Source organism: Ulvibacter litoralis (genome assembly GCF_900102055.1).
In the GTDB taxonomy this organism is placed as follows: domain Bacteria; phylum Bacteroidota; class Bacteroidia; order Flavobacteriales; family Flavobacteriaceae; genus Ulvibacter; species Ulvibacter litoralis.
In genome coordinates this window covers 1-25688 of the sequence record NZ_FNBA01000002.1, presented here as the reverse complement: position 1 = coordinate 25688, position 25688 = coordinate 1, and the positions used below count along the sequence as shown (strand labels likewise).

Annotated in this window: 20 protein-coding genes; all 20 read left to right on the top strand. The window is 35.5% G+C overall.

Annotated features, from left to right (window positions below):
- The first annotated feature begins 150 nt into the window (after window positions 1-150).
- The 20 genes from BLQ00_RS06105 to BLQ00_RS06010 all read left to right on the top strand — a co-directional run bounded on the left by BLQ00_RS06105 (window position 151) and on the right by BLQ00_RS06010 (window position 25572).
- Entirely contained in the window at window positions 151-1542 is a 1392-nt protein-coding gene (locus BLQ00_RS06105) for a trypsin-like peptidase domain-containing protein (protein ID WP_093141976.1), read from the top strand.
- Between the two features lie 140 nt (window positions 1543-1682).
- Window positions 1683-3131 carry a glyceraldehyde-3-phosphate dehydrogenase gene (locus BLQ00_RS06100; RefSeq protein ID WP_093141974.1) on the top strand — a complete coding sequence of 483 codons (1449 nt, stop codon included), beginning with the start codon at window positions 1683-1685 and terminating at the stop codon, window positions 3129-3131.
- 121 nt (window positions 3132-3252) lie between these two features.
- The gene (locus tag BLQ00_RS06095) at window positions 3253-4473 is read left to right on the top strand and encodes a DUF748 domain-containing protein (protein WP_093141972.1); all 1221 of its coding nucleotides are present in this window, start codon (window positions 3253-3255) and stop codon (window positions 4471-4473) included.
- Window positions 4474-4585: 112 nt separating this feature from the next.
- Window positions 4586-6004, top strand: coding sequence for a cadherin repeat domain-containing protein (locus BLQ00_RS06090; RefSeq protein WP_139149364.1), 1419 nt, complete (start codon window positions 4586-4588; stop codon window positions 6002-6004).
- A gap of 27 nt (window positions 6005-6031) precedes the next feature.
- Window positions 6032-7240, top strand: a complete 1209-nt coding sequence (locus BLQ00_RS06085; protein ID WP_093141968.1) for a cadherin repeat domain-containing protein — start codon at window positions 6032-6034, stop codon at window positions 7238-7240.
- A 30-nt stretch (window positions 7241-7270) separates the two neighbouring features.
- The gene (locus BLQ00_RS06080) at window positions 7271-8635 is read left to right on the top strand and encodes a cadherin repeat domain-containing protein (RefSeq protein ID WP_093141965.1); all 1365 of its coding nucleotides are present in this window, start codon (window positions 7271-7273) and stop codon (window positions 8633-8635) included.
- A gap of 26 nt (window positions 8636-8661) precedes the next feature.
- A complete protein-coding gene (locus BLQ00_RS06075; protein ID WP_093141963.1) occupies window positions 8662-10383 on the top strand; it encodes a cadherin repeat domain-containing protein in 1722 nt (573 codons plus the stop codon).
- 23 nt (window positions 10384-10406) lie between these two features.
- Complete coding sequence (locus tag BLQ00_RS06070) at window positions 10407-11561, top strand: cadherin repeat domain-containing protein (protein WP_093141960.1); 1155 nt, start codon at window positions 10407-10409, stop codon at window positions 11559-11561.
- A 31-nt stretch (window positions 11562-11592) separates the two neighbouring features.
- The gene (locus BLQ00_RS06065; RefSeq protein WP_093141958.1) at window positions 11593-12744 is read left to right on the top strand and encodes a cadherin repeat domain-containing protein; all 1152 of its coding nucleotides are present in this window, start codon (window positions 11593-11595) and stop codon (window positions 12742-12744) included.
- 22 nt (window positions 12745-12766) lie between these two features.
- Window positions 12767-14197 (top strand): cadherin repeat domain-containing protein, encoded by a 1431-nt coding sequence (locus tag BLQ00_RS06060; protein WP_093141955.1) that lies wholly within the window; start codon window positions 12767-12769, stop codon window positions 14195-14197.
- Between the two features lie 77 nt (window positions 14198-14274).
- Window positions 14275-14715, top strand: coding sequence for a GNAT family N-acetyltransferase (locus BLQ00_RS06055; protein ID WP_093141954.1), 441 nt, complete (start codon window positions 14275-14277; stop codon window positions 14713-14715).
- 43 nt (window positions 14716-14758) lie between these two features.
- Window positions 14759-15253 carry a tetratricopeptide repeat protein gene (locus tag BLQ00_RS06050; protein WP_093141951.1) on the top strand — a complete coding sequence of 165 codons (495 nt, stop codon included), beginning with the start codon at window positions 14759-14761 and terminating at the stop codon, window positions 15251-15253.
- Window positions 15254-15257: 4 nt separating this feature from the next.
- Complete coding sequence (gene trmD / locus BLQ00_RS06045; protein WP_093141949.1) at window positions 15258-15935, top strand: tRNA (guanosine(37)-N1)-methyltransferase TrmD; 678 nt, start codon at window positions 15258-15260, stop codon at window positions 15933-15935.
- Between the two features lie 26 nt (window positions 15936-15961).
- On the top strand, window positions 15962-17752 hold the full coding sequence (locus BLQ00_RS06040) for a DUF885 domain-containing protein (RefSeq protein WP_093141947.1): 1791 nt from the start codon (window positions 15962-15964) through the stop codon (window positions 17750-17752).
- A gap of 281 nt (window positions 17753-18033) precedes the next feature.
- Window positions 18034-18384, top strand: coding sequence for a 50S ribosomal protein L19 (gene rplS, locus BLQ00_RS06035; protein WP_093141944.1), 351 nt, complete (start codon window positions 18034-18036; stop codon window positions 18382-18384).
- A 661-nt stretch (window positions 18385-19045) separates the two neighbouring features.
- Window positions 19046-21274 (top strand): NADP-dependent isocitrate dehydrogenase, encoded by a 2229-nt coding sequence (locus BLQ00_RS06030; protein WP_093141941.1) that lies wholly within the window; start codon window positions 19046-19048, stop codon window positions 21272-21274.
- A gap of 63 nt (window positions 21275-21337) precedes the next feature.
- Window positions 21338-23698 carry a TonB-dependent receptor gene (locus tag BLQ00_RS06025; protein ID WP_093141939.1) on the top strand — a complete coding sequence of 787 codons (2361 nt, stop codon included), beginning with the start codon at window positions 21338-21340 and terminating at the stop codon, window positions 23696-23698.
- A 3-nt stretch (window positions 23699-23701) separates the two neighbouring features.
- Window positions 23702-24499 carry a DUF4249 domain-containing protein gene (locus BLQ00_RS06020; protein WP_093141936.1) on the top strand — a complete coding sequence of 266 codons (798 nt, stop codon included), beginning with the start codon at window positions 23702-23704 and terminating at the stop codon, window positions 24497-24499.
- A 34-nt stretch (window positions 24500-24533) separates the two neighbouring features.
- Window positions 24534-25349 carry an N-acetylmuramic acid 6-phosphate etherase gene (murQ, locus tag BLQ00_RS06015; RefSeq protein WP_093141934.1) on the top strand — a complete coding sequence of 272 codons (816 nt, stop codon included), beginning with the start codon at window positions 24534-24536 and terminating at the stop codon, window positions 25347-25349.
- A complete protein-coding gene (locus BLQ00_RS06010; protein ID WP_093141931.1) occupies window positions 25342-25572 on the top strand; it encodes a DUF6095 family protein in 231 nt (76 codons plus the stop codon). Before murQ ends, BLQ00_RS06010 begins: the two co-directional genes overlap by 8 nt.
- The last annotated feature ends 116 nt before the right edge of the window (window positions 25573-25688 follow it).

Genomic DNA, 25688 nt, shown 5'->3' with positions numbered 1-25688 from the left:
AAAAGCCTTGGGGAGTTAAAACGTTTTTTTACGCATAATTAGTTTAACAAAACCCTTACAAACACTGTTAAATACGCGTTAAAAGTGAAACATAGCGAAATAAATTTAGTCTATTATGTGTTACTTTTAATGAATCTAAATTACATACTCATGAAACAGACACTTCGTTTATTTACAGTGGCGCTGTTTGCAGGCGCTATCACCCTTGGAGGGTACAAATTTTTTGTAGAAGATGGAACGGTTACAATACCTGAAGCTAATGCAACTCCTTCTTTTATTCCAACAAATTTTTCTTCGGAAGCTGCCTCAACTAATATTGATTTTACTGAAGCAGCTGAAAAAACCGTTCACGCTGTAGTGCACGTAAAAAATACCACCGTTAGTAAGCAACCTACTAATGTGTTAGAATATTTTAGTGGCGGCGGAACTCCTCGCGCCATGGTTGGCTCTGGTAGTGGTGTTATCATTACGCCTGATGGCTACATTATTACCAACAATCACGTTATTGCTAATGCTTCTCAATTAGAGGTGACGCTTAACGACAATAAAATTTATCCAGCCGAATTAATCGGTACCGACCCTAAAACAGATATCGCTTTAATTAAAGTAGAAAGCGATGAAGATTTACCTTATGTTCCGTTTGGAGATTCTAATAATTTACAAATTGGAGAATGGGTACTCGCCGTAGGAAATCCTTTTAATTTAACCTCAACAGTTACTGCCGGAATTGTAAGTGCTAAAGCGCGAGATTTAAATCAATTTGATGGGAATCCGCAGTCGTTTATTCAAACAGATGCTGCTGTAAACCGTGGAAATAGCGGTGGTGCCTTAGTAAACACACGAGGCGAATTAATTGGTATTAACACAGCTATTACTTCCGAAACAGGTTCGTACGTTGGCTATTCGTTTGCAGTACCTTCTAACAACGCACGTAAAGTGATTGAAGACATTATGGAGTTCGGAAATGTGCAACAAGGAATCTTAGGAATTAGAGGAAGTAATTTAAATTCAAAATCGGCCAAACAATTCGGTGTAGAGGAAACACAAGGAGTATATGTCGCAGGAATTGAACGTGGTAGTGGCGCCGACAAAGGAGGCATCAAAGCTGGAGATGTTATTAAAAAAATTGACGGATACGATGTTGGTAAATTCTCAGACCTTACAGGCTACATAGGTTCCAAACGACCAGACGACGTGGTAGCAGTAACGATTCTGCGTGATGGAAATGAAAAAGTGATTCCTGTTACCTTGATAAAACTTGAGACTTATGAAATTGATTATCTAGGCTTAGAGGTTAAAAATGCAAGCACAACAGACTTAAAAGACCGTGGGCAATCCCGAGGGGTAATCGTTACCAAAGCATTAACAAGAGACATTGCACAATACAATTTAGCAGGTGTTCTGATTACTGAAATTAACAATCAGAAAATTTCAAACATTGACGATGTAAAAAGAGTGATGTCGCAACGAGATTTTAAAGCCCCTATTAAAATGACGTTCGTAAATCAGAACGATGAAACAAACACCTTTATATTTAGGTAGTAAAATAATACAATAATTTAAAAACACCCCTTTTGGATTTTGATTCTGGAAGGGGTGTTAATTTTTACTAATAAGCTTTACGAAAACGATTGAAATAGCTATTTTTGCGCAAAATTTAAACCCCTTAAAACAACACAATTATGAGTTTTGATGACGTTTATGAAAAAGAACTGTCTTTTCAAACCGATCGCCGCAAGGCTACCGTTGAGTTTATTAATATTATTAGTGATCTTTGGTATGACAAATCGATAGAATTGGTACTTTTCAGAAATCAACTAATAGATCGCAACGTAAGTGAGATTTTAAATCTTCACGAATATGCTGGCGAATTTGTACAAAAACCTATTTCTATCTTTGATTCAGTAGAAATTGCACAAGCGATTAAAACACTTGGGCTTCCTCCTGCTAAATTAGATATTGGAAAGTTAACGTATGAATACCACTTAGAAGACAACAAATTTTCTGATGCGCTTGCGTTTGTTTCAGACAAATTAAAAGACGCTAAAGAAAGTACCGATATTGTTCCTAAAGATGTTGTTTTATATGGCTTCGGAAGAATTGGTCGTTTGTTAGCGAGAGAGTTAATGACACGTACGGGTAAAGGAAACCAAATGCGTTTGCGTGCTATTGTAACACGTGGTGCTATTACTGAAACTGTTTTGGAAAAAAGAGCTTCATTATTACAATTGGATTCTGTTCACGGAGATTTTCCAGGAACGGTTCGTATCGATGTTGAAAATAAAGCGTTAATCATAAACGGAACTACGGTTCATATGATTTCTGCAAATGGTCCAGAAGAAATTGACTATACATCGTATGGTATTGAAGATGCTTTGGTTATTGATAATACAGGCGCCTTCAGAGATGAAGAAGCTTTAAGTCGTCACTTAACTTCAAAAGGAGCTTCAAAAGTATTACTTACAGCACCAGGAAAAGGAGTTCCAAATATCGTTCACGGTGTAAATCATAAAGATTACAGCCCAGACGAAGTATCTATTTTCTCTGCGGCTTCTTGTACTACCAATGCAATTACACCTATTTTAAAAGCAATTGAAGATTCATTTGGTGTAGTTCAAGGACATTTAGAAACCATTCACGCGTATACCAACGATCAAAACTTGGTAGATAATATGCATAGTAAATACCGTCGTGGTCGTGCAGCTGCATTAAACATGGTAATTACTGAAACTGGAGCTGGTAAAGCAGTAACAAAAGCATTGCCTTCATTTGAAGGAAAGTTAACTTCAAATGCGATTCGTGTTCCTGTTCCAAATGGCTCTTTGGCTATTTTAAAACTAGAATTAGAAAATACAACTTCAGTAGACGCCCTTAATGCCGTAATGAAAAAATACGCACTTGAAGGTGACTTGGTAGAGCAAATAAAATACTCGTTAAACAATGAATTAGTATCTAGTGATATTGTGGGATCTTCGGCTCCTTCAATCTACGATAGTAATGCTACTATTGTCGCTAATGATGGTAAAAATGTTGTACTTTACGTTTGGTACGATAACGAATATGGCTATAGCCACCAAGTAATTCGTTTGGCAAAATACATTGCTAAAGTAAGACGTTTTACATACTACTAGTCATTATACTATAACTATTCAAAAGCCTGTTGAGAAATCTTCAGGCTTTTTTTTGTGAGTTCATTAACTGACAATCAGCCTTCTTTATTTGAAATTTGTTAAAAGCAAACCCACTTTTAGAATGACAAAAAAGAAGAGAAGAGTTTATAAAAAGAAACGGTACACCTTCCCTATTATTCTATTACTTCTTTTAGTAGCGGCTCGTTTGTACCTTCCCGTTTGGACAAAAAATTACATCAATAAAGTTCTTGCCGATATTCCTGGGTATTACGGACAAGTGGACAAAATAAACATTTCATTATACCGTGGCGCTTATCAAATTCACGGAATGTACCTCAACAAAGTGGATGCTGAAACACAAGTACCTTTTTTAAGCTTTCCAAAAAGCGATGTTTCTATTGAATGGAAATCACTTTTAAAGGGAAGAATAGTGTCCGAAATTATAATGACCAGTCCGAAAGTGATTTATGTTGCCGAAGATCAACAAAAAACTCCAACTGAAGGTGATCCTAATATTGACGATTGGACCAAAGCGCTTACCGATATTGTTCCGCTAGAAATTAACCACTTTGAGGTCCATGATGGAGGTTTCGCGTATGTTGAAGTGAACACAGATCCGAATATTGATCTTCAAATTTCAAAAATCACCTTAACGGCCGACAACCTTCGGAATGTCGTAGCAAAAGAACGGGTTCTTCCTTCTCCTATCAAAGCCACAGGAGTTTCCATTGGAAACGGAACAGTCTCACTCGATGGGGCTATGAATATTGTCAAAGAGATTCCCGATATGAACATCAATTTTTCGCTAGAAAATGCGAATGTAACGGCGCTAAATCCATTTACGCGTCATTATACAGGAATCGATTTTGAATCTGGAACTTTTGGCCTTTTTAGTGAAATCGCCATTGCCGACGGACATCTAAAAGGTTATCTAAAACCGCTTCTAACCAAAACAAAATTGATTGGAAGTGAAGATGGTTTTCTAGGTGTGCTTTGGGAAGGCTTTGTAAGCTTTTTTAAATTTATTCTGAAAAATCAAGGAACCAATACGTTGGCTACAAGAGTTCCTATTGAAGGTGATTTAAACAATGTGGAGGCAGGTGTTTGGCCTACTGTTATAAGTATTTTTGAAAATGCATGGATTCGTGCCTTTTCTGAAAAAGTAGATAATGTCATCGATTTTGAAGATGCCTTTAACGATCCCAACCTCAGCAAAGAAGAAAAAAAGGAACTTCGGAAAAAAAGACGTGAACAACGCCGTGCAGAACGTGAAAAAGACACCACAGGTTTTTTGAAAAATTTGTTTGATGGTACTAAAGAAGAAGATAAAGAGGAAAATTAAGCTACAAAAAAAGTTCGTTTTTATCGTACTCTGAAAAGCACATTTTAATTAATGGGCTTTTTTTTTGGGCTACTATTTTGAAAAAATGTATGTTTACAAAAATACATTTTTAATGAAGAACGCCCTAAAACTAGCCCTACTACTCATTACCGTTACACTCATCTCCTGTAGCACAGACAGTGATAATACTTCTGAAGCTTCAGAAGTAACGGTTACTACTTCAAATTTTTCAGTAACCATTGACGAAAATCCTTCCGAAGGGCAAGTTATCGGAACGGTTTCAGGAACAACCAATCAAGGTAGTGTCACATTTTCTATTACTGAGCAAACTCCTGCGGGCGCTTTTAGTATCGATGCAGCTTCGGGAGAATTGAAGGTTGCCGATGCAAATCTTTTTGAATTTGAAACCAATCCAACAATTTCAGGTACTGTAAAAGTGGCAAATGGCACTATTTCTGAAAATGCTTCTATTACAATTACCCTCATTGATTTAGGCAATACCTATGAAGGTGACTTAATTTTAAAGTCGCAACAAGAAGTAATTGATTTTGGAGCAAATAATTACACAAAAGTTAATGGTTCATTAACCATCGGAGACCCAGAGCAAGCAGCAACAACAGATATTTTCGATTTATCTCCACTTCAAGGCTTAAATACTATAAGCAATAATTTTTGGATTATAAATAATCCAAGTTTAGTATCAACTCTAGGCTTGAATATTGATCATGTAGGTGGTGAACTTGTTATTGCTGTTAACTCTTCATTAGAAAAAGTAGAAGGATTAAACAATTTAATATCAGTATATGACTTAATATTAAGTACTAATGAGCAATTAAATGATCTTTCTGGCTTAAGCCAACTCATTTCAGTAGAAAATAAAATTATAGTGTTTTCTTGTCCTCAAATACCCAATCTCGATTGGCTAAACAACTTAACGACACTTGGAGGCAGCCTAGATATTAGATATTGTAACTCATTGACTAACATCGATGGGCTTAGTAATTTAATTAATTTAACTAATGAGTTTCGTTTTTTCCTTATTACACACAATACTTCATTAAAGAATTTAGATGGTCTTAGGAATTTGAACACCCATATTTATAGTTTAGAAATAGGTAATAATTTTTCCCTTACAACTATCGAAGGTTTAGAGAATATAGATATAAATAACACCCTTAAAATTCACGGTAATTCAGCGCTTGAGAACTTAAATGGTCTTGAGAAAATTACTAGTCTTTCAAATGGACTTTTTATAAATGATAACATTGCTTTAAATAACATTCAGGGTGTTAGTAATATAACGGATGTTCAAGTAATCAATTTACACCAAAACAATAGTTTGCAAAACTTAGAAGGACTGAACAACTTACAATCTAACAGGGAATTAAGTATTTCTGGTAATTCACAATTAACCGATTTCTGTTCCCTTAAAAATTTCTTCACCACATCAGGCCCCGCCGTTTATTACGCGGGTTATAACGCCTACAACCCAACCGAACAAGATATCATCGATGGGAATTGCAGTATTTAACTTTTCTTTGGAATAAAATAAAAAACTATGAAAATATTCAAACCTAGGTATGCGCTAAAGTTTTTACTAGTATGCGCCTCATTAGCCATTATCTCCTGCAGTAAAGACAGTGAGGATACTTCAGAAGTTACCGTTACTACTTCAAATTTTTCAGTAACCATAAACGAAAATCCTTCCGAAGGGCAACTTATCGGAACCGTTGCTGGAATTACCAATCAAGGAACAGTTACGTTTTCAATTACCGAGCAAACACCCTCGGGAGCTTTTAGTATTGATGTAGCTTCTGGAGAATTGAAAGTTGCCAATGCAAATCTTTTTGATTTTGAAACCAATCCAACAATTTCAGGTACTGTAAAAGTGGCAAATGGCACTGTTTCTGAAAATGCCTCAGTTATAATTAGTGTGGATGACTTATATGAAGAGCATATTTATGAGGGCACTATATTTCTAACAACCCAAGAAGAAATTAACGATTTCGGAGCTAATAATTACACCCATATTACTGAAAATTTATATATAGGAGGAGTTAATCAATATGCTGTATTTAACGATTTAACACCATTGAGCTCTATAAAACACTTGGGAAATGGATTGGCCGTCTACAAAAATAATGGGTTAACTTCTTTAACAGGTTTAGAAAATATTGAAACTTTAAACAGAATACAAATAATTAATAATGACCTGCTAGCAGATATTTCCGCTCTCAGTAATATTACTGAACTTCCTCTAGATATTCGAGTAGATAATAATCCTGCACTAACCAATCTAAATGGTCTTCACAATATAACTTCTTTTGGTGATTTAATAATAAATAACAATTCTGCATTGTTAAATTTGGATGACTTAAACATAACTACAGTTACATATTCAATAGAAATTACTGAAAATCCACTTATAACTAATTTAAATAGCTTAAGTAACATAAGTATAATTTACAGAGATCTTATAATATCCCAAAACAACTCTCTTACAGATATTGATGGGTTAAGTAATTTAGGTTCAATCTATGGTTTCGTTACAATATCCCAAAACGATTCTCTTACAGACATTAATGGATTAACAAATCTTACCCTTCTTGAACAAGAACTAACTATTAATTCAAATGCTACATTAACAGATTTATGTGGTCTTCAAAATTTATTGACGAATGGAGGCCTTTCTGGTGATTACACCGTTGTAAATAACGCCTACAACCCAACCGAACAAGACATCATCGATGGAAATTGCAGTATTTAATTTTCTTCGGAAAGACACAATTTTAAATTTATGAAACTATTCAACTCAACCTATTTACTTAAATTCACGTTACTTTTTGCTTCATTTGCAATTCTCTCCTGTAGCAAAGACAGCGAAGACACTCCTGAAGCGTCAGATATAACCGTAACCACCTCAAATTTTTCAGTAACCATAGACGAAAACCCTTCCGAAGGACAAGTAATCGGAACCGTTGCTGGAACAACCAATCAAGGAACAGTTACATTTTCAATTACCGAACAAACGCCCTCGGGAGCTTTTACTATTGATGCAGCTTCGGGAGAATTGAAGGTTGCCAACGAAGCACTTTTCGACTTTGAAACCAATCCTACCATTTCGGGTACGGTAAACGTTGCCAATGGCGCGATTTCTGAAAATGCATTAGTTACAATAAGCATTTCAGATATTTCTGAAGAAAATATTTACCAAGGAGACGTCATACTTAGAACGCAAACGGAAGTAGATGAGTTTGGAACTCATAATTACACGGGTATTACCGGATATCTTCTTATTGGACACGATTCGGGTACCACCTATTCTAACATTACTAACTTATCTCCATTACAAGCATTAACTTTTGTTGGCAATTATGTAACCATTTCCTATAATGGAGAATTACAAACACTTTCAGGCCTTGAAAATCTTTCAGAAATAGGAGGAACCTTAGCTATAGTAGTGAATCCAGCTTTGTTAACCTTGGAAAACTTAGGAGAGATTACAGAAATTAACGACTCTTTAATGCTTCATTTGAACCCTTTGTTAACTAATCTTCAGGGATTAGAAAGCATCACAACAATTGCAAGTTATTTGTCGATTCAAGTAACCCCATTGGTAGATTTAAATGGACTGCAAAACATTACCTCTGTAGGAACGCTTCAAATTTCAGGTAATGAAAACATAGAAAACATTACTGCGCTTTCAGGGGTAGTTTCAATTCAAGATGAAATTATTATTGACAATAACCCTAATTTAACAAGCTTGACTCCACTTGAAAATGTAGAAGGGAATATTCGTAGAATTTATATCAATTATAATAATTCATTATTTAGCCTCAATGGCTTGGAGAATATTAGTTGCTATGGACAACTTGATATTTTTAGTAATAATTCTTTAACTGATCTTTCTGGTCTTGAAAAGATTACGAATATTAATACACATGTTCGTATAGAAAATAATGAAAATTTAATAAGCTTACATGGTTTAGAGAATCTTGTAGAAGTAAGCGTACAGGTATCTATTTGGGATAATTCAAACCTTACAAATTATTGTGCTCTCGAAAATCTTTGTATTTCTGGATCAGTTGGATATTTTGGTGCACATAACAACGCCTACAACCCAACGAAGCAAGACATCATCGATGGAAATTGTAGTATTTAATTTTTCTTCGGAATAAACTAAAAATCATGAGAATATTCAAATTTAGGTATGCACTAAAGTTTTTACTAGTATGCGCCACATTAGCCATCATCTCCTGTAGCACAGACAGCGAAGACACTCCTGAAGCTACAGTAATAACAGTAACCACTTCAAATTTCTCAGTAACCATAAACGAAAATCCTTCCGAAGGGCAACTTATCGGAACCGTTGCTGGAACTACCAATCAAGGAACAGTTACGTTTTTAATTACGGAGCAAACACCCTCGGGAGCTTTTAGTATTGATGTAGCTTCTGGAGAATTGAAAGTTGCCAATGCAAATCTTTTTGATTTTGAAACAAATCCAACAATTTCTGGAACTATAAAAGTTGCCAATGGTGCTGTTTCTGAAAATGTTTCGGTTATAATTAATGTGAGTAATATAAATGAAGAAAATATTTATGATGGCGACATAACCTTATTAACTCAAGAAGAAGTAAACACTTTTGGGCAAAACCATTACACACATATTACTGGCGAGATTTATATTGGGACACCTACAAACGTAAACCAACAATCAATTATAGATTTAACCCCCCTAGTCGACCTAACATCAGTTGGTGAGACATTGTACATAGGATATAACTCAGAGTTAACTTCATTAGTAGGACTAGAAAATGTAACATCTGTAGGAGGAACCTTAGCCATTCACACAAATTCTCTCTTAATAAATATTGAAAGTCTAAATAATATTACGGGGACAATTAAAGATTTGTACGTCATGGAAAATGACAACTTAACAAGCTTTAACGCTCTTAATAACATAGAGAACATTGAAGAATACTTTTTTATTTTCGGCAATGATTCATTATTATATCTAAACGGATTGTCTAATTTAACGCATATTGGTTGGGGAGGAATCGTTAACAATCAAAATCTACTAAACCTTCATGAGCTCTCAAATTTCACTTCAGTAACTTATAGTTTCGGCATATCTAATAATAATAGCCTTATAAATTTAGAGGGTTTGGAAAATCTAGCTTTTATTGGTGATGAATTAAATATAAACCAAAATAACTCGCTACTAAGCTTAGACGGACTTTCAGGGCTTGAAAACCTTTCCGTAGAGATGTTAGAAATTGTAGGGAATACTTTATTAGAAAATATTGACGCACTCCAAAACATTAGTAGTGTAAACAGATTATTTATTCAGAACAACCCATATTTATCTAGTTTAAACCTAACAAATCTTTCCACTGTTACAGATACTTTTTATCTGACTGAAAACAATCTTTTAAGTAATTTAAATGGATTACAAAATATAACTGAAATAAATAAATTTGAGATCATTGAAAACGAGAATCTAACTTCATTAGCAGGAATACCCGCTCAGGCAGTTATTAATTCGTTGAATATCTTATTCAATCCCAACCTAACCAATTTAAGTGGATTGGAATCTTTTTCATCTTTACATTCACTGAAAGTAACTGGAAACAATGCATTGGTTTCACTCCAAGGTCTAAATAACATAACTTCTTTTGAGGGTAGTTTATACATTAGTTCTAATGATGCACTGGTTAATTTAGACGATTTATCAAACCTTAGTAGCATTGATAATGATTTAGACATTCGTAGTAATGGAAATTTAACTGATTTTTGCGGTATTCAAACACTAATAAATAATGGAGGACCTTCAAGCGACTACACCGTATTTAACAACGCCTACAACCCAACGAAGCAAGACATCATCGATGGGAATTGCAGTATTTAACTAATCTTTCAGAAGAAAAAACTATGAAAATATTCAACGCTACTCCTCTATTTCAATTTGTATTACTATGTGCTACATTTGCTGTTGTCTCCTGTAGTAAAGACAGTGAAGATACGCCTCTAATTCCAGAAGTTACAGATCTCTTGACCACCTCTAATTTCGTAGCCAGCATTGTAGAAAATCCTGAACAGAATCAAGTTATAGGCGCTGTTTCGGGAGCTACAACTCAGGGAACCCTATCATATACAATCACCTCCGAATCATCACCTGGAGCGCTGGCAATTAATAGCGCTTCAGGCGAACTAACTGTTGCAGACCCAGCTGCATTCGACTTTGAAATAAATACCACCATAACTGGAATAGTAGCCGTTACCAATGGGACTATCTCTCAAAATGCCATCATAACAATCTCTATAGAAGATGTTAATGAGGATAAAATTTTTGAAGGCACTGTAATCTTAGAAACACAACAAGAAATAGATGACTTTGGAGCTAATAATTATACCCATATTACAGGAAGTTTACAAATAGGTAGTATTGATGATGCTACTACATTTAACGATATAACACCGCTATCCTCAATAAGAAGTATAGGAAACCGATTAACTATTTTTCGTAATATAGAGTTAACATCCTTAGCAGGATTAGAAAACATTGAAACTGTTATTAACACTATTTATATTATACAAAATGATAAGCTAGCTGACATTTCTGCTTTGAGTAATGTTACTGAAATTAGACTCGACTTGTACGTATGGCTAAATCCTTTGCTATCTAATTTAAATGGACTTCACAACATAACCTCTGTTGGCTCTCTAAGTATTGCAGAAAATAGTGCTTTAACAGATTTGGACGACCTACATATTTCTACTGCTAATAATTCAGTTATTATTAGCGATAATGACCTCTTAACAAATATAGACAGTCTTAATAGTATCAGTTCGATTAATGGGCACATTGAAATTTCATATAATGCTTCGCTTACTAATATTGATGGTTTGTCGAACCTTAATTTTCTCCTATATCACTTACAAATAAATAACAATATTAATTTAACCAATCTTTGTGGTATTCAAAACTTAATTGTCAATGGAGGCCTTTCAAACGAATATATTGTACATAGCAACGCCTACAACCCAACACAACAAGATATTATAGATGGTAATTGTAGCATCTAATTAATATTTCTCATAAAAAAACTATAAGTTCATGAAAAGCTTTTTATCCTACTATTTTTTTCAGTTTACCTTATTATGCATTGCATTTACAGTTGTTTCATGCAGTAAAAACGACGAAAATACCCACGAAAACCTAGGAGACGTAATCACTGTACTCACTTCCAACTTTATAACAACAGTAGTAGAAAACCCAGAAGAGGGTCAATTACTAGGTACAGTTTCGGCAAACACAAATCAAGGGTCTATAACGTTCTCTATTACTGAACAATCACCCGCTGGAGCAATTGCAATTAATAGCACTTCTGGCGAATTAACAGTTGCCGACCCAACACTATTCGATTTTGAAACAAACACATCGGTTACAGGAACTGTTGCCGTTACCAATGGAACAGTCTCTGAAAACGCTTCCATAACCATTACAATTAAAGATTTTAATGAGGATAATATATTTGAAGGGGGTATTACATTAGAAACACAACTGGATATAGATAATTTTGGTGCAAATAATTATACCCATGTTACCGGAAATTTATTTATTGGGAGTTTGAATCAATCTACTATGTTTAATAACTTAAGACCATTGAGCTCCATAAAACATATAGGTAATCAATTGAATATTTACGATAATGATGGATTAACTTCTTTAACTGGTTTAGAAAATATTGAAACAGCAGGCACCATAAATATAATGCTAAATGATGTACTAACAGATATTTCTGCTCTCAGTAACATTACCGAACTCACACTCAGTTTGCAACTATATGGAAATCCTGTTTTAGCTAATCTAAACGGTCTTAACAATATAACTTCAGTAAGTTATTTATCAATAACAGACAATGATTCTTTAGTAAATTTAGATGACTTACATATTTCCAATATCACAGAATCATTTGAAATAGATGAAAATGATCTCTTAACAGATATAAATGGTCTTAGTGGTATTAGCTCAATAAACGGAGAATTATCAATTTTTAATAATAATTCACTTTCTAATATCGATGGTTTATCCAACCTGAGCACTTTAACAGATAACCTATTTATAGAAATGAATAATAATTTAACAGATTTATGTGGGCTTCAAAATTTATTGACGAATGGAGGACTTTCTGGCGATTACACCGTTGTAAATAACGCCTATAACCCAACCGAGCAAGACATTATTGATGGGAATTGCAGTATTTAATTAATCTTTCAGAAGAATAAACATGAAAATTTTCAAACCTACTTTACTTCAGTTTTCACTACTATGTGTATTTTTTGCAGTTATTTCCTGTAGCAAAGACAGTGACAACACTCCTGAAGCTTCAGCAATAACGGTAACTACTTCAAATTTTTCAGTAACCATAAACGAAAATCCTTCCGAAGGACAACTAATTGGAACCGTCGCTGGATCTACCAATCAAGGAACAGTTACGTTTTCAATTACGGAGCAAACACCCGCGGGAGCTTTTAGTATTGATACAGTTTCTGGAGAATTGAAGGTTGTCGATGCAAATCTTTTTGAATTTGAAACCAATCCAACAATTTCAGGTACTGTAAAAGTGGCAAATGGCACTGTTTCTGAAAATGCTTCTATTACAATTACCCTCATTGATTTAGGCAATACCTATGAAGGTGATTTAATTTTAAAGTCGCAACAAGAAGTAATTGATTTTGGAGCAAATAATTACACAAAAGTTAATGGTTCATTAACCATCGGAGACCCAGAGCAAGCAGCAACAACAGATATTTTCGATTTATCTCCACTTCAAAACTTAAATACGATAAACAATAATTTTTGGATTATAAATAATCCAAGTTTAGTGTCAACTTTAGGCTTGAATATTGATTATGTAGGTGGTGAACTTGTTATTACTGTTAACTCTTCATTAGAAAAAGTAGAAGGATTAAACAATTTAATATCAGTATATAACTTAATATTAAGCACTAATGAGCAATTAAATGATCTTTCTGGCTTAAGTCAACTCATTACGGTAGAAAATAGAATTATACTATTTTCTTGTGCTCAAATCCCCAATCTCGATTGGTTGAGCAACTTAACTACACTTGGAAGTAGCCTGAATGTAAAATATTGTAACTCTTTAACAAACATCGATGGGCTCAGTAATTTAAGTAATTTCACTCAAGAGATTCGTTTTTTAGTTTTTACACACAATACTTTATTAGAGAACTTAAACGGTCTTCAGAATTTGAACACACAAATTTATAGCTTAGAACTAGGTTATAATTCATCCCTTACAGATATTGAAGGCTTAGTAAATTTTGATATAGCCAGTACACTTAGAATTCACAATAACTCCGCGCTTGAAAACCTAAATGGTCTCGAGTCAATCACCAGTCTTTCAAATGGACTTTTTATAAACGACAACGATTCTTTAAATAATATTCAGGGACTTAGTAGTATGACAGATGTAAATGAAATTAATATCTACCGAAATAATAATTTACAAAATTTAGAAGGACTCAACAGTTTACAAAACAACTGGAAAATAGATATAATTGGTAATATACAATTAACTAATTTTTGCTCCCTTCAAAATTTATTTAATGCATCAGGGCCTAATATTTATTATGCTGCCTATAATGCCTACAACCCAACGAAGCAAGACATCATCGATGGAAATTGCAGTATTTAATTTTCTTCGGAAAGACAGATAGTTCTATTTCATGATGTAACATTTTGAATATCAATTAGAACTCCTATCTTTAAGGGATGAAAGTAAACAAAGCCACTGAAGCAGATTTAGATCAACTCGTTCCGTTATTTAATGGCTATCGCATGTTTTACAAGCAAGCTTCAAATCCTGAAGCCGCACGTACTTTTTTAACCGAGCGTTTTCAAAAGAAAGACTCTGTGATTTTCTTGGCAATTGCGCCCGATGGAACGGGATTGGGGTTTACACAATTGTATCCAAGCTTTTCATCCGTTTCTATGCAGCGAACTTACATCTTAAATGATCTCTATGTCGCTTCCGAAGCACGTAAAAAAGGCGTTGGCGAAGCTCTTATGGAAACCGCCAAACTTTTTGCAATTTCTGAAGGAAGCAAAGGCTTAACCCTCGAAACAGATGTCGACAATCCTGCCCAGAAGTTATACCAACGTCTCGGCTGGAAAAAAGACACCCATGTGAATCATTTCACTTGGGAAGCGTAATTTGTCATAAATACGCTATTTTTACACTCTAAATTCGTTCGTTATGGATCACCTTACCAAACTAGAGGAAATGCTTAACCAAGCAAACCTCGAAATTAAAAATGGAAAATACGAAGTAGCTTCAAACATCCTTGAAAAAATTATTGATATCGATTCCAACTTCGGAAAAGCATACAATCACTTAGGATATTTGTACGAAGTTAAATTTAAGGAATACGAAAAAGGAGAAACGCTTTACAAACTTTGTTTGGAGAAAACCCCTTTGTATCCTGCAGTATATTATAATTATGCCGTGCTGCTTTCTACCCTCGGAAAGTTCGACGACTTAAAGAAACTGTTAGATACCGCTATTACCATTCCGGGGATTACATTAGCAACCATGTACAATGAATATGCTATCATGTACGAACAACAAGGAAATTTAGACGAAGCAATAACGTATTATAAAAAATGCGGTATGAATACATTAGACAAGAACGTCCTAAATCGCGCGAAAGATTCTATCGATCGTTGCAAACTAAAAAAAGAATTACAATAAGCCAATGCGCATAGATATTATAACAGTACTCCCCGAATTACTTACAAGTCCGTTTGAGGCTTCCATTTTAAAGAGAGCCATTGAAAAAGGGCTGGTAGAAGTGCACATGCACAATTTACGTGACTTCTCTACCAATAGTTACAACCAAATTGACGATTACCAATTTGGTGGCGGTGCTGGTATGGTAATGATGATAGAACCCATTGACAAATGCATTTCGAAACTAAAGGAAGCGAGACACTACGACGAGATTATTTACATGACACCCGACGGTGAAACCTTAACTCAAGGGATTGCCAATCAGGTATCGTTACAAGAAAACATTATTATTCTTTGTGGACATTATAAAGGAGTAGATCAACGCGTTCGCGATCAATTTATAACCCGCGAAATTTCTATAGGCGATTTTGTTCTAAGTGGCGGCGAACTCGGAGCCGCAGTACTTTGTGATGCCGTGATTCGACTTATCCCTGGGGTTTTAGGAAATGAAACAAGTGCATTAACCGATTCGTTTCAAGATGGATTGCTGGCACCTCCAATCTATACGCGTCCAGCGGACTATAAAGGATGGAAGGTTCCTGAAATACTACTAAGTGGTCACACCGCAAAAATTGAAACCTGGCGCGAAGAGGAAGCATTGAAGCACACCGAGGACAGACGTCCAGACTTATTAGAAGACTAACCAATCCATTTTTTAAAACCATGTTTATGATACGAAAAATAAGTACGCTCATTTGCCTTACATTGCTATTTGTAGCGTGTAAAAACGAAGCTAAAAAAGAAAATGGCACGACTGCTGAAGTCATTCCGTTCAATGACCTTTTAGACAATTATTACGAAGAAGGTTTAAAGTTGAATCCGTTGGGCGCTACTTTTTCTGGAGACACACGTTACAACGATCAGTTTCCAAATGCATTAGACAGCACGCAAATCAATACCGTGAAAGCGTATTATCAAAACTATAAAGAAGCACTTGCAAACTACGATGACAGCTCTCTTTCGGAAAGCGAACAAATGAGCAAGGCTATTTTAGCGTGGGAATGTGATATCAACCTAGAAACTTTTGAATTTAAAAATTTTCAATACTTCCCGATCGATCAGATGTGGTCTGTTAATTTAATGATGGGACAATTAGCCAGTGGCGCCAGTGCTCAACCTTTTAAAACGGTACAAGACTACAGCAATTGGGAGAAAAGAGTAGATGGCTATTTAAAATGGTTGGCTTCTGCTGAAAAAAATATGAGACAAGGAATGAAAGAAGGCTACGTACTTCCAAAATCATTAATTGTAAAAGTGATTCCGCAGTTAAAAGAAATGATGCAACCCAACTTAAAAGAACATCTATTTTACGGACCTATTAAAAACTTACCGAGCGATTTTTCGGCCGAGGATAAAAAGAAAATATCTTCCGATTTTTCAAAAATGATTACGACCAAAGTCATTCCAGCCTACACAAGTCTGCATAACTTTATGGCAAACGAATACTTGGAAGCCGGAAGAGCGTCTAGCGGAATTGATGCCATTCCAAACGGAGAAGCATATTACCAACATCAAATAAAATTATACACCACAACCAATATGACTGCGGAAGAGATTCACCAGTTAGGATTGTCGGAAGTTGCTCGAATTTCTTCGGAAATGGAAGAAATCAAAAACCAAGTAGGTTTTAAAGGAAGTTTAAAGGCGTTTTTTAACCACGTTCGCACAAGCAAAGACTTAATGCCATACAAAGAGCCTAAAGAGATCATCGACAACTTTAATGCTATTTACGCTACCATGCAGCCACAATTGGAAAAATTATTTGACAAAAAACCAAAAACGGCATTTGAGGTGCGTCAAACAGAAGCTTTTAGAGAAAACTCTGCCAGTGCCGAATACAATCCAGGATCGCTAGATGGGACTCGTCCAGGTATTTTTTACACGCCAATTCCAGATGCCACAAAATACAATGTGTATAGCGACGAGTCGTTGTTTTTACACGAAGCCATTCCTGGACATCACTATCAAATTTCGTTAACACAAGAAAGCACCGAATTACCTCAGTTTAGAAAAACATTATGGTACAGTGGTTACGGTGAAGGTTGGGCATTGTACAGCGAGTCGTTAGGAAAAGAACTGGGTTTGTATACCGATCCATATCAGTACTTCGGAATGTTAGGTGCCGAGATGCACAGAGCGGTACGTTTGGTTGTTGATACTGGAATGCACGCAAAAGGGTGGACTCGCGAAAAAGCGATTCAATACTCACTTGACAACGAAGCTGAAAGTGAAGCAGGCATTACTTCGGAAATAGAACGCTACATGGCAAACCCAGGGCAAGCATTGTCGTATAAAATTGGACAGTTAAAGATTAAAGAGTTACGTGCCAAAGCTGAAAAAGAACTAGGTGATTCGTTTGATATTAGAGAATACCACAACCAAGTGTTAGAAACAGGATGTGTCCCTATTGCCGTTTTAGAAGCGAAAATAAATAGCTGGATTGAAGCTGAAAAGAAATAGGACTTTAGTTCTTTTTAACCGCGTTAACGATTGAGGTATTGTTGGAGCTCTCCCAATTGGAAATTGGGAAGCGACTACCGAAAGCGTGGCCTTTGCTGCTTTGAGTTTCGAAAAGGAGCAGAAGGAAACGCCAAAACAATTAAAAACAGGAATATATCGTATAAAAAAGCGAGGAAAGACTTGTTACATTATATAATTTAGTTATTTTTGCACCCACTTAATCCAACCTCTGGCGAGAAACGTGAATGTTGTTTTAATAAAAACTTTAGTATTTAATAAAAATGGAAGAGTTAATTAAATTTGTTCAAAACGAATTCGTTGAGACAAAAGATTTTCCTCAGTTTGGAGCTGGAGACACAATTACTGTGTACTACGAAATCCGCGAGGGTGAAAAAACAAGAACTCAGTTTTTTAGAGGAGTTGTTATTCAAGTAAAAGGAACGGGAGTTACTCAAACTTTTACAATTAGAAAAATGTCAGGAACTATTGGTGTTGAGCGTATTTTCCCTGTGAATTTACCTGCACTACAGAAAATTGAGATCAACAAAAAAGGAAGTGTACGTAGAAAACGTATTTACTACTTTAGAGGTCTTACTGGTAAAAAAGCAAGAATTAAAGAGAAGAGATACTAGTATTTCAATCTTAACAATACAAAAGCCTTCAAGTTTCTTGAAGGCTTTTTTTATGAACAATTGTTAAAAACTAAGGTTTATAAACAGTTAATAACTAATGCATTATACATTGCAATTTATTTAGAATTCTGTCTTATATTTATACTATCAAAATGATGTAACCATCAAGATGATACCATAAAGTAACGTTCTTTATATCCTTTTTTAAATTGTTTGACATATGTATTAGTCGTAGTATTAATAGGTATTAGATTTAAAAAAGTCGGGAGTTTTTTTTTGAGACACAGATTGGCTTTTAGTTAATAGTTCAATACAAGAAAAATTCTCTTTTGAAATAAATCACAACTGCAAGGGTATAATAAACTTGCCTTGAATGTAAAAATTAGTTGGTAACGATTTATCTCACAAGAAGCCATATCGAGGTAGCAATACATTGATATGGCTTTTATTGTTTTAGACACAAAACATCTATATACGCACCCCTATTGTTTCTGAAAATCTACAAGCGTTTCAGATATATTAAATTTATGTAAAAACTTCAGTGTTTTACGTGTATTCTACCTTCCTAAACTTGTATAATTGCTGTCATTTTCCGACCTTACGCAGGCTATAATCAAAGCAAAAACAATTCCTATTAACGCTCAAAAAATCTTATTATTTGATGACAAAAACTGCCAAAATTATATACACTAAAACAGATGAAGCTCCAGCATTAGCTACTCATTCTTTACTTCCCATAGTAAAAGCTTTTACGGCTCCATCAAATATTTCTGTAGAAACAAGAGACATCTCATTAGCCGCAAGAATACTTGCAAATTTTCCTGAATACCTTTCGGAAGACCAACGTGTGAATGACGCACTTTCAGAACTTGGAGAATTAGCTAAACAACCAGAAGCAAACATTATAAAACTTCCAAATATTAGTGCTTCAATTCCGCAGCTTTCTGAAGCTATTGCCGAATTACAAGCCAAAGGCTTCGCCATTCCTGACTATCCGGAAGAGCCTGAAACCGATGAAGAAAAGAAAGCGAAAGCTACCTACGATAAAATTAAAGGAAGTGCTGTAAATCCAGTATTACGTGAAGGTAATAGTGATAGACGCGCACCTAAAGCAGTAAAAAATTACGCAAAAAAGAATCCACACAGTATGGGGGCTTGGAGTCCTGATTCTAAATCGCACGTTTCTACAATGGATCACGGTGATTTTATGCATAATGAAAAATCGGTTACAATTGCAAAAGCAGGAACGGTTTCTATTATATTAAATGCAACAGATGGAACAAAAACTGTTTTAAAAGAAAATTTAGCCGTTCTTGATGGCGAAATCATCGATGCTACCATACTAAGTAAAAAAGCATTACTTGCCTTTTTAGAAGCACAAGTAAAAGATGCTAAAGATAAAGGTGTGTTGTTTTCATTACATATGAAAGCAACCATGATGAAAGTGAGCGACCCTATTATTTTTGGTCATGCCGTTCGTGTTTTCTTTAAAGATTTATTCGAAAAATACAGCACCGAATTTGATCAATTAGGTATAGATGTAAATAATGGTTTTGGTGACTTACTTGCCAAAATTGAAGAACTACCTGAAGACAAACGTAACACTATTAATGCAGACATTCAAAAAATACTAGACACCAACCCAGCGTTGGCTATGGTAGATAGTGATAAAGGAATTACAAATCTTCACGTTCCTAGTGATGTAATTATTGATGCTTCAATGCCTGCAATGATTCGTAACTCTGGACAAATGTGGGGCCCTGATGGAAAAAGTACAGACACTAAAGCAGTAATTCCAGATAGTAGTTATGCAAGTATCTACGAGGCAACAATCAACTTCTGCAAAAAACACGGTGCCTTCGATCCTACCACAATGGGAACTGTGCCTAATGTTGGGTTAATGGCTCAAAAAGCTGAAGAATACGGATCTCATGATAAAACATTCGAAATTCCAGCCAATGGTACTGTTCGTGTTATCGACAACAACGGTGTTACTTTAATGGAGCATACTGTAGAAGAAGGTGATATCTGGAGAATGTGTCAAGCAAAAGATTTACCTATTCAAGATTGGGTAAAACTTGCTGTAAGTAGAGCTCGTGCAACAGGAAGTCCTGCTGTATTTTGGCTAGACGAAAATCGTGCACACGATGCCGAACTTATCAAAAAAGTAAAAACATACCTTCCTACTCATAATATTGAAGGATTAGATATAAAAATATTAGCCCCTGGAGAAGCTACTGAATATACTTTAGAAAGAGTTAAAGACGGTAAAGAAACTATTTCTGTTAGTGGAAACGTACTTCGTGACTATTTAACAGACCTCTTCCCTATTCTAGAATTAGGAACTAGCGCAAAAATGTTGTCTATTGTTCCTTTAATGAATGGTGGTGGTTTGTTCGAAACGGGTGCTGGAGGTTCGGCCCCTAAACATGTGCAACAATTTTTAGAAGAAGGACACCTTCGTTGGGATTCTTTAGGTGAATTTTTGGCAATTGCAGTTTCTTTAGAGTATTTAGGTGAAAAGTATGACAATCCGAAAGCAATCATTCTTTCTGAAGCGTTAGATACTGCTACTGAAAAATTACTTGAAAACAAACAAGGTCCTTCTCGAAAAGTAAATGAATTAGACAATCGTGGAAGTCATTTCTATTTAACAATGTATTGGGCAGAAGCATTAGCAAATCAAGATAAAGATGATGCTTTAAAAAGCCGTTTTGCTCCTATCGCTGAAAAACTAGAAAAGAACAAAGCAACAATTCTTGAAGAGTTACTTGCTGCACAAGGACATAAAATAGATATTGGTGGGTATTACGAGCCAACTGAATCGCTTGTATCTCAGCAAATGCGACCGAGCAAAACATTTAATTCGATACTGTCGGAAATAAAATAATTTGTACTACGTTTTAAAGCCTTCAGACCCACTGAAGGCTTTTTAATTTAACAACCTCAAATCGTGAAAATACAATTCCTATTTCTTTTTCTCTTCGGAACACTTTTAGGCTACGCACAAGAAAAATACACGGTGAGTGGTACAGTTTTAGAAGCCGAAACAGGCGAAACATTAATTGGTGTAAACGTAATTGTACCCGAACTACAACTCGGAGCCATTACCAATGAATATGGATTCTACTCCATCTCCTTACCCGCCGGAACTCACGAGCTCTATTTTAGTAGCATCGGATTCGGTACTAAAAAGGAAACAATTACCGTAACCGAAAACTTAAAAATAAATCAGTCCCTTTCCGAAGACTCCGAACAACTAGACGAAGTGATTCTAAAAGTAGATATTGAAAAAATAAACATTCGGAAACCGCAAATGAGTGCAAATTCACTTTCTGCGAGCACCATTAAAAAAATTCCCGTAGTTCTGGGAGAAGCAGATGTTTTAAAAGCAATTACCTTGCTTCCGGGTGTTACCAATGCTGGAGAAGGCGCTAGTGGATTTAATGTGCGTGGAGGTGCTGCCGATCAAAATTTAATCCTTTTAGATGAAGCAACACTTTACAACTCTTCGCATTTATTTGGATTCTTTTCAGTGTTCAATCCTGATGCCATCAAGGAACTAACCTTATACAAAGGAGGAATTCCAGCACGCTATGGAGGAAGGGCTTCGTCTGTATTGGATATTTACCAAAAAGATGGAAACAAAAAACAATTTAAAGCCTCTGGTGGAATCGGACTCATCGCAAGCAGACTATTACTAGAAGGGCCTATCGTAAAAGACAAAGCCTCTTTTTTAATTGGAGGGCGTAGTAGTTATGCGCATTTATTCTTGCCATTGTTCGATATTGACAGCAAAGCGTTATTTTACGATTTAAACACCAAATTAAGTTACAATCTAGACGAAAACAACACCTTATTTGTTTCGGGATATTTTGGAAGGGACGTTTTTAATATTAGCGATTCCTTTTCAAACACCTTCGGAAACTCAACGTTAAATCTACGTTGGAATCATTTATTTTCAGAAAAACTGTTTTCAAATCTTTCCCTAATCTACTCAGATTATTACTACGGATTAGAATTAAATTTTGTCGATTTTCAGTTTGATAGTGGTGTTCGAAACTTCAACTTTAAATACGATTTACGTCATTACCTTTCAAACGACATCCAACTTCGGTATGGTGTAAACAGTATTTATTACAAATTCAATCCTGGAGACGTTCAGCCTACTAGCGAAGCATCGGGAATCAATCCTTTTAAACTAACCGATAAATACGCTTTTGAAAATGCAGGTTACGTAGATGCTGAGATCGATATTACAGAAAACCTATCGGTTCAAGCAGGGCTTCGTGTTTCTACGTTTAATCGTTTAGGACAAGAAGAATTATACCTCTATGAAAATGACAATCCTATTCTGTACAATCAAGAATTGAAAATCTACGAAAAAGCAACTCCTATAGATACACTTTCTATGAGCAAAAGCAAAACCATGCGTTCTTTTGCGAATTTAGAACCAAGATTTGCATTGGCATACCAATTAAATGAAAAGTCATCTATAAAAGCGAGTTACAATAGAATGACACAATACATTCATTTAATTTCAAATACCACCTCGCCTACTCCTTTCGATATCTATGCGCCTAGCGGAAAGTACATCGACCCTCAACTTGCCGATCAAGTGGCTGTTGGTTATTTTAAAGCATTTGAAAACTATTCACTCGAAGTGGAAACCTATTACAAAGAAGTGAAAAATAGAATTGACTATGTAGATGGCTCCGACTTAATAGCAAATAATGCAGTAGAACAAATTATATTAAACGGAGAAGCAAGATCGTATGGACTAGAAGTGCTCTTCAAAAAAACGGAAGGAAAACTACAAGGTTGGATTGCGTACACCTTATCTAAAAGTGAACAAAAAACACCTGGTAGAACTCCTGAAGAAGCCGGAATTAATAATGGGGAGTGGTATAGTTCTGGTTGGGACAAAACACATGATTTATCCATCACAGGACAATACGAACTTTCAAAAAAATGGTCGTTTGGTGCTAATCTAGTATATCAAACGGGACGACCAACCACCTACCCTAACGGACAATACGTGTACAACAACGAAGTGATTCCTGTGTATGAAGACAGAAACAGCAGTCGTCTTCCTGCCTTCCACAGAATGGATCTTTCGGCGACTTGGACTCCAAAGCCCGACAGCAAGAAAAGATGGCAAGGTGAATGGGTGTTCAGTTTGTACAACGCCTACGGACGTAAAAACGCAGCGTCTATCTCTTTTTCTGAAAATACCGACAATGGACAAAATGAAGCAACCCGACTTTCCATTTTTGGTCGTATTCCCGCAATCACTTATAACTTTAAATTTTAAGCTATGAAAAAGTTATGTATCCTTTTTATTTTCTTCGGAATCTTAACAGCTTGTGAAGATGTTGTCGATGTAGACTTAAATACCGCAGATCCACGTTTGGTGGTAGAAGCAAGTATCAATATATTACAAGATGGAACTTCTAACCCTAGCATTAGACTTACTACTACAGCACCTTTTTTCGATGAAGAAATTCCAATTGTAGCAGACGCTTTGGTAACTATTACAAGTGATAACGGAACTATTTTTCCATTTACACATACTGCAAATGGCGTGTATGAAAGTGAATTTGTCCCTCAGGATGATGTAAATTACACACTTACTATTATCCATCAAAACGAAACCTATACAGCTACTGAAAAATTATACCGAACAACCCCCTTAGAATATGTAGAACAACGTAACGACGGAGGGTTTACAGGAGAGGATGTTGAACTAAAAGTTTTCTTTACAGATCCTGAAGGATTAGGGAATTACTATTTCTTTGAAGCATTTTCAGAGCGCGGTGATGATCTAGATATTTATGACGACGATTTTTTTGATGGGAATTCAATTTTCGCTTTATACCTAGCTGAAGATTTAGCTGCTGGAGATGAACTTACCTTTAATTTATACGGCGTTAACCAACAGTTTTATAACTTTATGTATATTCTCTTACAACAAACAGGCAGTGGCGGTGGTCCTTTTGAAACCCAACCTGCAACCGTTAGAGGGAATATTATCAATGAAACAGACGAAGCGAATTTTCCGTTAGGATATTTTAGGATTTCTGAAATTTCAACCTTAGAATATACCGTTCAATAAAATTCAGAATACCTAAAAGTATGTAACTTTGCATATGAGCTTTACCAAAACCACCGAATCTGATTCAAAATACAATCATTTAGAAAAAATGAATGTAGCAGAATTGCTTCATCATATCAACGCTGAAGATAAAACAGTACCCTTAGCCGTTGAAAAGTCATTACCACAAATTGAACAACTCACAAATATTGTTTCAGAAAGAATAAAAAAGGGCGGACGCTTATTTTACATTGGCGCAGGAACAAGTGGGCGACTCGGTATTGTAGATGCTAGCGAATGTCCTCCTACTTTTGGAGTTCCTCACGGAATGGTGATTGGGATTATTGCAGGTGGTGATAAAGCCATTCGAGATGCCGTAGAATTTGCAGAAGACTCGACAAATCAAGGATGGAAAGATTTACTAGAACACAACATTTCAGAAAAAGATGTGGTTATTGGTATTGCAGCCTCCGGAACGACACCTTATGTTATTAGCGCCTTAGAAAAATGCAATAAAAACAATATCGCTACAGGTTGCATTACCTGCAATGAAGCTAGTCCATTAGCAACTACCGCTACATTTCCAGTTGTAGTCGTTGTAGGACCAGAATTCGTAACGGGCAGCTCACGCATGAAAGCAGGAACAGCTCAAAAGCTAGTTTTAAATATGATTTCTACCACTGCTATGATACAATTAGGACGTATCAAAGGCAATAAAATGGTCGATATGCAACTCAGCAACAACAAGCTTGTAGAACGAGGCACGAAAATGCTGATGAGTGAATTAAACATTCAGAAGTCTGAAGCTGAAAAATTATTAAAAGAACACAAAAACGTTCGTAACGCCATTAATTCCTATAAAAATGAGTAAAGGACACACCAACATCAAAACATTAGTAAGAGGGATTAAATACATGGCATTCGCACTGCCAATACTTTTTTTAAGTCCGTATCTAATGAGTTTAGGGTTTTTAAACAAAGATAATATCAGTTTTTACATCTTCTTCCCTGTAGGCATCATCTTAGGGATTCTTGCGGTTTATTTATGTTTTAAAGGCATTCAAACCATCATGCGGTCCATTTTCAACGACTAAGCATTTCAACTTTCATACTATTGCTTATGGCACCTCTCTATTGAAAAAATAGAGATCGGGCTATTCGCTATATCTCTTCATCGTTTTGAAAAGCACGATAAAGAGGATGCCGCTGC